Origin of the sequence: Butyricimonas sp. DFI.6.44, assembly GCF_022132345.1 — a bacterium.
Classification (GTDB): Bacteria; Bacteroidota; Bacteroidia; order Bacteroidales; family Marinifilaceae; genus Butyricimonas; species Butyricimonas muris.
The window spans coordinates 159,230-173,017 of the sequence record NZ_JAKNJD010000010.1; the positions used below are offsets into that span (position 1 = coordinate 159,230).

The window sequence follows — 13,788 nt, forward strand, 5'->3', positions numbered from 1 at the left end:
GGTTATGAAAAGAAATATATTTTTATTGTTTGTCATGGTGTTTTTCTGCGGGGCGTGTGCTGACTTTTTGGATATGCCTCCTAAAAATACGAAAGTAGTTTATACTATCAGTGATGTCCGGGATGCTATGTCCACGTTGTTGTTCGCGACAACATCCTCGAGTTATTGCAAGGGATACGTGAGTAATGGTGTACGGTTTAATGATGAATACGTGCAGTACCCGTTCACGAGGCGTAATAATGTATCGTCCATTTTATACACGAACGATTTGGATATGGTTAATTTCCTTTTTGACGATTTTGCCAATCCTGCCCGCGGTGGTCAGAATTTTGTAAAGGAATACGGGGAGATTAAGAATTGGGAAGGATATTTATTTCCAAGTGAGCTATGGAAGGAGGTCTTTGTTTCTATCGGGTACATCAATATGGTGTTGAAAGATTTGGAGAATGTGCCGGATTATAATAAAACGGATGGCGAGAGGATATCGGGAGAAGCGAGGGTGATCAGAGCTTATTATTTACTTCGGTTGAATCAGTTGTTTGCTCCATATGACAAAAACGAGTACGGTATCCCCTTTAATTTTGATGCCGATGTGGTTCAAGGCGGGAAAAGATGGAAACAGACGGATTTGTATGCGAAGCTAATCGGGGAGCTCATGGATGTTCTCGCGTATGAAACAGTGCCTGACGAAGCTTGGAATATATTTTTTAATAAAAGGATAATATACGCTATTCTCGCTCAAACATATCAATTTAAAGCAGAGTCTTGTGCGGCGGAAGATGATGATTGGAGTAAGGCGGAATATTACGCGAAGGAGGCTAGAAAAAATGAACGTGTAGAAAATACGGTAGACGAACAATTCGAGTTGACGACGGTTCCTTTCGGGAAAGGTACGACGAAACCGCATAAGTTCGCTTTATTGCGTTTCGCGATATACGCTTACGGGGGGAATGATTATGCTCCATGGGGAAGACCGGAACAGTTGTTGGTACAATGTCCTTCCGAGGAATTGTACGGCTTGTATGATGCGAATGATATCCGTCGGGAGGTGTATTTTAAGGAGATTGATGGTAAAATATGCGTGACGAGGTGGCAGGCGACGGATGATCATAGCGCTAACGATGTGCATGTTTTATTCCGTTATTCCGATTTGATGTTGATTGAAGCGGAAGCTCTTGCCCGTCAAGGGAAAGATGGGGCGCTGGAATTACTGAACGAGTTCAAGCGTAGCAAGATTCCGGGATACACGGGTTATACCGGTAATGACGTGATCGGTGAGATCCTGAAAGAACGTCGTAAGGAGTTCGCTTACGAGGAGCAAATGAATTGGCTGGATATGAAACGGACAGGAGTAAAGGTTACGCGTCAGGCAAAAGACGAGGCGACGAACGAAGTGAAAACGTACACTTTGGAAAGTGACGATTACAGGTACACGTTCCCGCTACCAGCTGATTACGAGTTGATGTACAATAATATACCCCAGAATCCGGGTTGGAAGTAATAAATGTAAATGAAAATGTTATGAGATATATAATCGTTTTTTTAATCACGATGTTGTTTTTGACCTCGTGTGAAAAAGAAGAGAGTGTGATTTTTGATTTGAATATTTCACCGGATGAAATTTCAAGAATCGAGTTACGCGGGGATCATAAGACGTTAGTGCCTAACGGAGTCAATAAGATGGGTTTCCGTACTTTCGTGTATGCCAAGAGAAAGGTGATGGCGTATGGTCGGGATGAAGACACGAAAGAATTTTACGGGAAAGAGATTGAGGAAGAGTTTTTGGTTCCTTCGGATCAGTTACCGGCGGACTACGTGAAAGTGTATGACGGGAATGGTAAGGTGGTGGAAGGTAATTATTATTCCACGACGACGGATGCCCCGGGGACGGTGTTACAATTTTACGCGAAAGGGGGAAATCTTGAAAGTAATCGGTTGGATATCACGATTCGGGAGTTGCCGGACGAGAGTTACGAGGAGATCGTGATTCCGGTTGTTTTCCATATACTCGTGCCTCCTGCCACGGCTGCTCCCGGTTATGATTTGAGCGTGGAATTTTTGGAAGGGCAACTTCAACGGGTGTCCGATGCTTTTAACCGGAAGATCACGACAGACCCGAATGCCGGAAACGCGAAGGTCGTGTTTAAATTGGCGACCTATGATTACAACGGGTTGAAAATGCAGGAACCCGGAAAGAATATCGTGGATATTTCGGCAGCCGATTTCACGGCAATGGGAACTTCCTCCACGAAGACTACCCAGTATTTGGCCTATATTTTGAATAAGAAGAAAACGCTTATCTGGGACCCGAATAAGTATATGAATATCTGGGTCGCGAGATTCACGACTTCGACTTCAACGACGGGTGCTTCGACGTCGTACAGGATGTTGGCTCCTTCGGTGATACATTCCGACTATGATTTGGAATCTATCCCGGGATTGACCATGAAACATATGGATAGTTTCACGGTAAATGATGTAACGGATTGTCGTGATGTCGGATTTATGGTGAATTTGGCGGCTTTGTTGTCCCCGTCAACAGTGCAAGGGAAGAATGAATTTAGTCTGGCAACTCCGGTGGCGGAGTATTTCGGGATACTTCAGACGAGGTGTGACAAGTATAGTTATTTGAACCCGGATGGGGATAGCGACTATTGTCCGGATACTTATAGTTTTGACTATGGTTATTATCCCACTGTTTATAAAGGAAATAATCTGGACGGTCAACCGGAGAATGATCCGACCCGTCCCATGGAGTATTTCACGTCCTTTAATGTGCTGGATATGTATAGTTACAAGAATTCTCTCTCTGTCGATCAAGTGAAAAGGTTGAGAATGGTACTGGAGCGATGTCCTTCCCGTTGGGCTTATAAGTCCGATTGGGCATTTACCGGGGGAGATTGATGTATTTTTAGGAGGTATTGATAGTTGAGATTTGAACTCTCTCCGTCGGCTTAGCTGACGGAGAGAGTTTTTAGGAATAATTTGTTGCCGGAATAGTACTTTCGGGTGTTTACAACTGTCTTTTATTTGATGTGATTACCGTGTATTAAAACAGATGTATGATGAGAAGAATATCTTTTATTGTTTTTTGTTTGAGTTTATTGTTCGGGTGTGGTGAACAACAGAAGTTTATCGTTTTTGGAGAGGTTGATGGAATGGAGGGGGATACACTTTTTCTTGCGGCTCGAAATATTGAAGGCCAATGGGATACGTTAGGTGTGGCGGTTGTCGAGTCCGGGATATTTAGATTTGAAGGGAGTGTCCCGCGGCCTTTAATTGCACAAGTACAAGGGAAATCAAGACGTCAGGTGTTGCCTTTGTTTTTGGAGAATCAATCTTTTCATATTTATTTGAATAAGGGGCAATTCGAGCAATCGGAAGTGAACGGGGGCGGGCTTCAGAAGAGTTATAATGAATTTATGATGCAAAAGGCGGATATATATAAAGAGATGCCCGAGTTGGAAAAGGCTTTTGCAGAGGCACGAAAAGCGGGGGAGCGGGAGACTTGTCGGCAGTTGATAGAAAGAAATGATGAGTTGGATTCTATTTACGGGGAAAGTGAATTCCGTTTTTTGAAGGAACAAGGGAATAGCTTACCTGGATTGTATGTCGTGTTCAAACAGAACCCGAGAATGAGATTCGAGCGATTGAAGCCGATGTATGATTTATTGAGTGACGAGATGAAGGATACTCCTTACGGGAAGATTATCACTCAACGTTATTTGGATGCGAAAATAACAGCGAAGGGGGAAATAGCTCCCGATTTTACATTACTGACACCGGAAGGGGATTCGTTATCTCTTTATTCGGTGAAAGCGAAGGTGAAAATACTGGATTTCTGGGCATCGTGGTGTGGACCTTGCCGTGCGGAGAATCCTAATATGGTGGCAATATATCACGAGTTCAAGGAGCGGGGATTGGAAATTATCAGCGTGTCATTGGATTCAAACCGGGAGGCTTGGTTGAAAGCGATCAAGGAAGACGGCTTGACGTGGAGGCACGTGTCGGACTTGAAAGGTTGGCAATCGTCTGCTGCACAGTTGTATAAGATTAGTGCGGTTCCTTCTGTTTTCGTGTTGGATGCTACCAATAGGATTGTGGGGAGTTACGTGAGAGGGGAAAATATAAGGACTTGTGTACAAGGTTTATTATGAGGTACTTGGCATGAAAATATTGAACGCAAAAAACGAACGATTAATGAGTTTCAAAATTATCTAATTTTTAAACATTATCCAAGAAGCTTGGATTTTTTTTCTATCTAATTATCAATGTTTACGAGTTCTGTCCGGAAGATTAAGAATATCTCTTTTTTTTAGCTCATTAATCGTTCGAATATTTATCTAAAAAGAGAGGATTGTGCCGGATAGAGCGGACATTGAAATTGTAAATGATATAAAGAAAGGGAGTGTTGCTGCTTTCCACGAGTTGTATTCCCGTTATTCCGATATGGTTTATCGGAATATTCTCGCTCGTGTAAATAATTCCTTTGATGCGGATGATATTTTTCAGGAGTTTTTTATACAAGTATGGGAGAAAAGGAGTTCTTTTCTGGTTACTTCTTCCGTGAAGGGTTATCTTTTGATTTGGTTGAGAAATCATATACTGAATTCGATAAAACAGGAACAGGTGCGTGATAAGTATCAGGGAAAATGCGCACCGGAGGAAACAGACGATTACACGTGGGTAAAGATTGTATCAGAAGATTTGAACGAGAATATACGACGGATTGTGTCGGGTTTCCCGTCCCGGCTACAATGCGTGTATATGCTTCGTCACGAACAAAATTTATCCATAAAAGAGATTGCCGAGAAATTATCAGTTTCGGAGCAAACTATTAAAAACCAGTTAGGTGATATACTTCATAGACTTCAACATGAAGTGAGACAGAAAAATTTTTTATTTTCTTTTTAGTACTTTTTGCTCCCCGGAACTGTCTTATAGGAAAAGAAGGTGAAAAATGGGGACAAAAGAAATATATGATCTTTTAAAAAGATACAGGGAGCATCAATGTACGCCTGAAGAAGAAGAACAGGTTATGCGTTGGTATGATCAATTCAATGATGACGTCGAGAACCTGCCGGAAATACCCGAAGGTAAATTAGCCCAATTGTGGTATTTCATTCATCGAAGGATAAGCAATATCACCCAAAAGCGTCGTGTACTTGTATTTTCTCGATATGCCGCGGTGATTGCCATATTATTTATCGTGGGGGCGGGTGTATTTTATTTTAACGAAACACGGAAACAAGAACAACCGGGGTTAGCAAAACAGGATATATTACCGGCAAGAGGAATTGCGGTGTTGCGATTGAGTGACGGTCGGGAAGTACCTTTGGATAAAGTGTCTGTTATCCGGGATAAAGAGGGTGCGATGATTAAGAATGATTCTTTGCAGATATTGGATTACACTTTAGCAGAAAAAAGATCGGAACTCCTTTATAATACGATCACTGTACCCGCGGGAGGGGAATACCGGGTACTTTTGTCCGATGGGTCGAGCGTGCGATTGAATTCTTGTTCTGCGTTGACTTATCCGGTAGCTTTTGCGGGGGATGTGCGGGAAGTGAAATTGACGGGGGAGGCTTATTTCGATGTGGCTAAATCGGATAAACCTTTTATCGTGAATACCGCGAATATTGATGTACGGGTACTGGGTACTTCTTTTAATCTTTCCGATTATGCGGCGGATCATGAGGCTTCAGTAACATTGGTTGCCGGGAAAGTATCCGTGCGGGGACGTGATGAACAAAAAGAGTTTAATATTACCCCGGGAATGAGGTTTGAATATAATAAAGAGAACAAGCAGGTAAAGTTGGAAGAGGTTGATCCGGAGCTTTATATTTCATGGATGTTGGGGATTTTCAAATTTGAGGATATGCGTTTGGAGGATATTATGGTCAAACTGAATCGTTGGTATGATTGCAGCGTGGCTTATGAGGATAGTACATTGCAGAATTTACGTTTTACAGGAGCCGCGGAAAAAGATCGCTCGGCAAGTTATTTACTTGAATTGATAGAAACAATCACGGATGTGAAATTCGAAATAAACGGAAAGAATATTTTAGTAGAACATAAATAAAAACAGGGAGCTCTCACCCTCCCTGTCTTTATGGATAACAACATTCACGCAAAAGTTTACAGACGATGTACGTGAATGAGTCATGAACTTTAATTACAAATGTATGAAAAAAAAATGGAGCAGTAAAATTTTGAGGTACATGCGAAATCTATTTTTATTATTATTGATTTCAGCCTCTAGTGTTTGGGGTAAAGATTGTTATTCCCAAGGGGCACAGGAGATTTTCAATGTGAAGAGCGGGACGATCGAGTCTATCTTTAAACAAATTAAAAAGCAGAGTCATTACGAGTTTTTTTATAATACGTCAATTTTAGACGTGAAAAAGAGTGTTGCGTTGGATGTGCAAAACGGAACATTGGACGAAATTCTTGAACAGGTTTTGGGGGATAAGTACGTGTATCAAGTGAAAGATAATTATATCTTGATCTCGGAAAGAAAAATGACGATACCCGATGAGGTGAAAAAGATCATCATAAAAGGTATCGTGAAGGACAAGAAAGGTGAAACATTACCGGGTGTATCCGTCGTGTTGAAAGGGACTACGGTCGGTGTGGCTACAGATGTAAAAGGTGAGTTTACGTTGACTATACCGGAGCGGGATTCTATCGTGTTGCGCTTTTCTTTTATCGGGATGAAGATAAAAGACGTGGTTTATAAAAAGCAGGATAAGCCGATCGTGGTTATTCTTGAAGAGAGTGCAACGGAGATGGAGGAAGTGGTGGTAACCGGTTATCAAGAGATCAAGAAAGAGCGGATGACGGGATCGACGGAAACGATAACGTCAAAGGATATTATGAATAAAGGATATACCAGCGTGGAAGAAATTTTAAAAGGTACTATGGCGGGTGTTTCAACGATGAGTATATCCGGTCGTCCGGGAGCACAAGCAGAGATTCGAATCCGGGGTATAAACTCTTTGACCGGAAGTTCCGATCCGATGTGGATTGTTGACGGGATGCCTTTACAAGGAGATGTGCCTAAAGTTAGTATGGGGGGAACTGAATTTCAAGAAACCGTACTGACCAGTGGTATCGGGAATATAGCTCCGGATGATATAGAGAGTATTACTGTGTTGAAGGATGCTGCTGCAACGGCTATTTATGGAGCCCGTGCTGCAAATGGCGTGATCGTTATTAAAACAAAACGCGGAACTGTCGGTCAATCTTATTTGAATATTCAGGCTTCTTTTGGAGTGAGTGAGGCGCCGGAAAATCGTTTGGTGATGATGAATTCTCGGCAAAAAGTTGATTTCGAGAGAAGTATTTACGAGGACTTTTCGTCTTATCGTTTGGGCGGACGCGTTCAACAGTTACTTCGTGATGCGGATAACGGGTTGATTAGCCGTTCTGATGCGGAGGCTGAAATTGAAAGGTTAAGTAGGATTAATACGGATTGGTTCAAAGAGATATTTCGGGTTGCACAGACTCAAAATTATAGCGCTACGCTTTCCGGAGGGGATGAGCGGACTCAGTATTACGGAAGTCTTTCTTACATGACTCAGGAAGGGGTGATGCCGAATAATAAATATGAAACGGTGGGTGCGACACTAAATTTCACGCATGACTTCAATAGATGGTTACGGATTTATTTTGACGCTAGGAGTTCATTGCGTAATGACCGTAGTTCTGCTTCTGCTGTAAATCCTCTGCAATATGCCACGTACGCTAACCCGTATGAACGTCTTTATGATGAAAACGGAGATTATGCATATGATAGAAGTTATACTTCAGCATTAAGTACTATCCGTGACGGGTATTTGTATGATTTCAATATTCTCAAAGATTTGAACGAGAACACGAATAAAACCCGTTATTTGAGTAACCAGTTGAATCTTAAATTGGAATTTAAGATTATCGAGGGGTTGATGTTTTCGACGATGGGAACATTGTCAAATTCAAACAATCATATGATGTCCGAACTTTTACCCGGTTCATATACTTCCAAATTGACATCTTGGGTTAAAAATGTATATGGTGATGAAACACCGGATTATTTGAATAAAGGTAAACTTTCCGAGTCAACATCCCGTTCTCAAGGGTGGACGGTCCGGAACCAGTTGACTTACGCGCGGGGCTTTGTTGACAAACATTACGTGAATATATTACTTGGGCATGAGGTATCTTCCCAGAAAGGTTATAGCTTTGCCAGTATGCTTCCGGAGTGGAATCCGACATATGGTGTCGGGACATACCCGGATTTAACGGGAATAGAAATCAGTTCAAAAGTGTCCTTCACGAGCTTAGGACGCCATGGAGAATCTCAGGATAGAAGTGTTTCTTTCTTTGCCACGGGGTCTTATAGTTACGAGGATCGTTACATTGTTGCCGGTTCGGCTCGTTTGGATGGTGCGGATATTATCGGTACGAAGAATCGTTTCTCTCCATTATGGAACGTGAGTGGAAAATGGAATTTGCACAATGAATCTTTCATGGAAAATGTGTGGTTTGTTAATCAATTGGCTTTGAGAGTTTCTTATGGATTTACCGGAAGCATAGACCGGAATGCTTTGCCATTTTCGCTTATGATCAGGAATTACTCGAATTATTATTATGATGGAATGGAGTTGATGGATGAATATGTGCCGGGTAATCCTTCGATCAAGTGGCAACGGAAAGAAGATCGTAATTTCGGGTTCGATGCCTCTTTAGTAAATAACCGGATTAATGTAAGCGTGAATTATTATAATAATGACACGAGAAATTTGTTGGATGACAAGATACTGGGGTATTCATCCGGGAAGAAGAGTATCAAGGCAAACGTGGCATCGTTGAGAAATACCGGTTGGGAGTTTTCAGTTAAAACTTTGAATATCCGAACGGATGATTTTAGCTGGACGACCTCTTTTAATTTCGCGACCAATAAAAGTGTTGTGACGGAAACTTATTACAAGAGCGTGGATGAACTGCCCGTGAGTGTACATTCCAACATGAGCTATTTGTACAGTTTGTATATTGAGGATGAACCGGTGTCTGCGTTTTATGGTTTTAAATATGCAGGCGTGGATCCGGCAACAGGGGGAGCTTTGGCTTATATCGATCGCTTGGATGAGGAGGGGAATCAGTTGGGAAGTTTGTACAAGGACGGACGGTACGTGGTGAATATGGATGCAAATCCGACAGGCCAAGAGAAGATGTTAGCCAGAGTATTTTTAGGTGAAAAATATCCGCCTTATACCGGAGGTTTCAGTACTTCATTTACTTATAAAAGCCTCAGTCTTTCTACTAATTTTTCTTTTATGGCGGGGCATCTTATTCCATCATTCCAAAGTATGACGAGTAGCGGAGATATTTATGCTACTTCACAGAATGTATTGGCAATGGAAGCTAATCGGTGGAGGAAACCGGGAGATATTACGGATAAGCCTAAATATCAGTCGGATAACTCTTCTTATTTATATGATATTTATGATTTTAGGTTTGAAAAAGGGAATTATCTGAAATGCACGAATATTTCTTTGGGGTATAATCTTTCACCTCGTCTTTGTTCTTTGTTGCGTTTGACTCGGATGCGTCTGAATTTTAATGTGTCTAATGCGTTCACGTTAACCAAATACAGGGGGATCGATCCCGAGAATAGAGGAGCTTTCGGGTATCCTAGTGCAAGAAGGTATAATTTTTCGGTTTCTATTGGTATATAAAATGAAAATGACTATGAAGAGAATATTATTATTTATATTGGCAATAGGTCTTTTTATGACCGGGTGTAAAGATTTTTTGGATATGCCGCCAAAGAATGTAAAAGTTATTTATACAACTGAGGACGTGAAGGAAGCTATGAGCTTATTTCTAGTTGGAACGACAAAATCGAATGCGGGAGGATATAGTCCAAAGTCGTTAGACAACCTTGTTTATTATGGGGGAGGAAGAATTATTTATCCTTTTTCCCGGTACGTGAATATTTGTGCGGCGATGGCATCCGATGACGTCGAGATGTTGGGGTTCGTGAACGAAAATATGAGTAGTCCAGCCCGTGGAGGCTCTACTTATGCGAGAGAGTTTAGTGAAATTAGAAACTGGGAGAGTTATCGGTTCGCGAATCAGACTTGGAAAGCGGCTTTTCTGGCGGTGGGATATTTGAATAACGTGTTAAATGATTTGAGTAAGGTGCCGGATTATGACAAAACAGAACACGAAAGGATTTCTGGGGAAGCGAGGGTGATTCGGGCATATTATCTTTTTAGGTTAAATGCTCTTTTTGCTCCTTATGACAATAATAATTACGGTATTCCGATGACGCTTGATGCCGAAGTGACTAGCGGTAGTTCCAGATGGAAGCAAACAGATATTTACAAGACTTTGATTCATGAATTGACGGAGGTATTGGAATACGAAACGGTGCCTAAGGTTTCGTGGAATATATTCTATAACGAGCGAATTATTAAAGCAATTCTGGCGCAAATTTACCAATATAAAGCAGAATCATGTGCCGGAGAACCCGATGATTGGAGTAAGGCGGAAACTTATGCCCGGGAGGCTCGTGACGGAGCTCGGATTGAAAACACTGTAGACGAACAAAAGGAGTTGAATTATGCTCCGGCGGATAAAGCTTATTATACGTTAGATAAACCTCATTTGTTTGCTTTGTTAAGAATCGCTCACCCGGGAGACGGGGGGAATAATTACGCTCCTTGGGGTATACCCTCTGATCCGCAACAAAAGGTAAATCCGGAATTGTTTGCGATGTATGATGCAGAAGATATTCGTGTTTCAGTTTTTTTCAAAGTCGTAAATAACTCTCCTTGTTGGGTAAAATTGCAGAGCCGCGGTAGCGTGGATGTTTGTAGTGAGTCCCATCCTTTGTTCCGGTTTTCGGATTTACTTTTGATTGAAGCCGAGGCTAAGGCTCGGCAAAATGATCCGGAAGCTCTTTCACTGTTGAATGAGTTCAAGAGTAGTAAGATACCGGGATATGCCGGTTATCAAGGCAATGATGTATTGGATGAGATTTTACGGGAACGGCGTAAGGAGTTTGCTTTGGAAGAGCAGATGCGGTGGTTGGATATGAAGCGCTTGGGTGTATCGGTGAGTCGGGAAGCTTTGGACGATGATAATAAAGTTCAAGTTTACACGTTAGAAGCAAATGATTACAGGTATGCATTGCCTATTCCGGAGGAATCGGAATTGATGTATAATAATATTTCTCAAAACCCGGGTTGGCCGGCAAGTAAAGAAGATTAAATTGTTGTGATATGAAAAAGATTTTACAATATATATTGATGTCAATTCTTTTTTGTGCTTGTGCAAAAGAGAAAACTACAATTTGGGATTTTGAAGCATCCGTGGATGATATTTCGAGAATCGAATTGCGGGCAGATCATAAAACGCTTTTGCCAAACGGGGAGGCAAAAATGGAGTTTTATCCGTTTGTTTATGGTAAAAAGAACGTGATGAAGTATGGAAAAGATGAAGAGGGGGAGTATATCTCAGAAATGGTTGAGGAAGAGTATCTGATTCCGGATGACCAGTTGCCGAAAGGATGCGTTAAGGTATATGATCAGGCGGGGAATGAAATAAAAGAAAATGTTTATTCTACAACAACGGAGATTCCGGGGACGGTTTTAAATTTTTATGCGAAGGCAGGTGCGATTGAAAGTAATCGTTTGCCGATAACAATCCGGGATTTACCGGATGAATCGTACGATGAAATCGTCGTTCCAGTGATATTCCATATGTTGCTGCCGCCCGCATCGGCCGGTCCGACGTATGACATTTCTCAAGAATATATGGAAAAAGTTTTGGAGGGGGTAAATAATATATTTAATAGACGGATAACGACAGATCCGAATGGAGGAAACGTGAAATTGACATTTAAATTGGCAGTTTATGATCCTTCCGGGGTGAAATTGCAGGAGGCGGGAAAGAATGTGATAAATTTGTCGGAGTCTAATATAAAATATATAGAGGATCAAAGTACCAGTACTGCAAGTTATGTCACTGGATATGATAAATTTATCGTGAGATATAAAAGTACGTGCATTTGGAATCCTGAAAGATATTTGAATATCTGGTTGACAAGATTTTCAATGTATTCAGATGAAGCCGGGACGTATTCTTATGAAACTGCATCGCCTACTGTGATGCACTCAGATTATGATATTGAGTCTATTCCCGGATTGTCTGATGTACAAACAAAAGATAGATTTACTTTATCCGATGTAACGAGTTGTTTGGAGGTTGGTGTGCTTGTAAATTATATGACTTTTTTAAACCCGTCGGTACAAGGGACAAATACATTTACACTAGCAACTGTATTGGCTGAATATTATGGTTTGTTATCAACGAATACACGTTATTATAAGAATTTGAATTCTGATGGGGATATTGATTATTGCCCCGACACGTATACTTCTTATGCTAATTATTATCCTTTGGTGTTCAAAGCAAATAATTTAGAAGGTCAACCAGAGGAACTCGAATTGGAATGGTTTACCTCATTTAACGTGATAGACCGGTATAGTCGTAAAAATTCCGTGAGTATTGATCAAGCATTGCGGATGCGTAAAGTGTTGAAACAATGTCCGTCCCGTTGGGCATATAAATCCGATTGGGCGTTTACCGGGAAGTAATAATTTTAATAGTGTGTGTGAATCTCCCTCCTGTCAAACGGACAGGAGGGGAGATTTTTACTAAAAATCGAAGTTATGAAAAAGAATTGGTATGTATTAATATTCTTCCTAATTATAGGATGTTATGGAGGAAATGAAGAGTTTTTGAATGAAGAAAAGGAAATAGAAGAATTGCAAGGTTCTATTTCTCGTTCTATTAATTTGTGGTCTGATTCGTGTGATATTTGTAGTGCTTTTAATAAGACATATGGTCAGTATAGGGAAATAATGGATGAAGGATACAAAGTTTATAAGGAAAAAAAAGGATGTTGTAAAGATTGTTTCAATCTTGATTTTAACAAGTATGTAGAGTTTCATAATAATTCATATGGCGATAGGATTAATGCACAAATAAAGGCTATTGAGTATACTGGAAAAATGACGTGTCCACAATGTGAAGTATTTATGGATGTTAGAAATTCAATCACGTCTGCATTGTATTCATGGTTGAGGAATATTGAATGGTCAGTGGGCTGCGCCCTAGAGGTTGCGGGCATTAGAAAATGTAAGAATTGGCAAGAAACTCCAAAGGATTCGACGGGTGGAGGTGGAGGAGCACATGATTTTAAACTTCCCGATATTGTGGGAACATATAAATATACTTTAAACCGAAGTACGCAAAAATTATTGGAAGAAATTGGTGGAGATGTTGAAACAACTTGGTTGATGAATGAATTTGACGAATATTTGTTAAGGATTTGTTATGCTTTTCAACAAAGTGATGATCCGATTAGTGCGAATAGAGTTAAACACTTGGGTGGTCAGATAGATTCTGAAGGTAGATTTTATTTGGTCGCTTTTAAAACTTTATATGATTATTTATCAGAAGCTTATTTTGAGCCGGAGTTGTTAACGATTTCAGAATTACAGGCTAAAGGGCGTGATTATCGTGCTATTGTTATAGAGAAAAGTGTTGTGACTTCATCTTATGATGATAACATATTTGGTGACCTTTGGGGATATTTAGGATTTGTCAGTGATAGAACAACTTCATTAACTGAATTTTATTGTTGGAGATTTTAATGTGAGATTTGGCTTTATGTTAAAATAGCGATATTGTGGAAGATAATGTTTATGAGTAAAATGATATTGTTTTTTGCAA

9 protein-coding genes are annotated in these 13,788 nt (G+C 40.7%); all 9 read left to right on the forward strand.

Annotated elements, in window-relative coordinates; genetic code table 11:
- The first annotated feature begins 4 nt into the window (after positions 1-4).
- The 9 genes from L0M98_RS14885 to L0M98_RS14925 all read left to right on the forward strand — a co-directional run bounded on the left by L0M98_RS14885 (position 5) and on the right by L0M98_RS14925 (position 13,709).
- Positions 5-1,501 carry a RagB/SusD family nutrient uptake outer membrane protein gene (locus L0M98_RS14885; protein WP_227216759.1) on the forward strand — a complete coding sequence of 499 codons (1,497 nt, stop codon included), beginning with the start codon at positions 5-7 and terminating at the stop codon, positions 1,499-1,501.
- A gap of 20 nt (positions 1,502-1,521) precedes the next feature.
- A complete protein-coding gene (locus tag L0M98_RS14890) occupies positions 1,522-2,904 on the forward strand; it encodes a hypothetical protein (RefSeq protein ID WP_227216758.1) in 1,383 nt (460 codons plus the stop codon).
- A 158-nt stretch (positions 2,905-3,062) separates the two neighbouring features.
- Entirely contained in the window at positions 3,063-4,157 is a 1,095-nt protein-coding gene (locus L0M98_RS14895; RefSeq protein ID WP_227216757.1) for a TlpA disulfide reductase family protein, read from the forward strand.
- A gap of 202 nt (positions 4,158-4,359) precedes the next feature.
- A complete protein-coding gene (locus L0M98_RS14900) occupies positions 4,360-4,914 on the forward strand; it encodes an RNA polymerase sigma factor (RefSeq protein WP_186978247.1) in 555 nt (184 codons plus the stop codon).
- 46 nt (positions 4,915-4,960) lie between these two features.
- Positions 4,961-6,082 (forward strand): FecR family protein, encoded by a 1,122-nt coding sequence (locus L0M98_RS14905; protein ID WP_227216756.1) that lies wholly within the window; start codon positions 4,961-4,963, stop codon positions 6,080-6,082.
- Between the two features lie 139 nt (positions 6,083-6,221).
- The gene (locus L0M98_RS14910) at positions 6,222-9,719 is read left to right on the forward strand and encodes a SusC/RagA family TonB-linked outer membrane protein (protein ID WP_227216755.1); all 3,498 of its coding nucleotides are present in this window, start codon (positions 6,222-6,224) and stop codon (positions 9,717-9,719) included.
- A 13-nt stretch (positions 9,720-9,732) separates the two neighbouring features.
- Complete coding sequence (locus L0M98_RS14915; RefSeq protein WP_227216754.1) at positions 9,733-11,259, forward strand: RagB/SusD family nutrient uptake outer membrane protein; 1,527 nt, start codon at positions 9,733-9,735, stop codon at positions 11,257-11,259.
- Positions 11,260-11,270: 11 nt separating this feature from the next.
- A complete protein-coding gene (locus L0M98_RS14920; RefSeq protein WP_227216753.1) occupies positions 11,271-12,647 on the forward strand; it encodes a hypothetical protein in 1,377 nt (458 codons plus the stop codon).
- A gap of 75 nt (positions 12,648-12,722) precedes the next feature.
- On the forward strand, positions 12,723-13,709 hold the full coding sequence (locus L0M98_RS14925) for a hypothetical protein (protein ID WP_227216752.1): 987 nt from the start codon (positions 12,723-12,725) through the stop codon (positions 13,707-13,709).
- Positions 13,710-13,788: the final 79 nt, after the last annotated feature.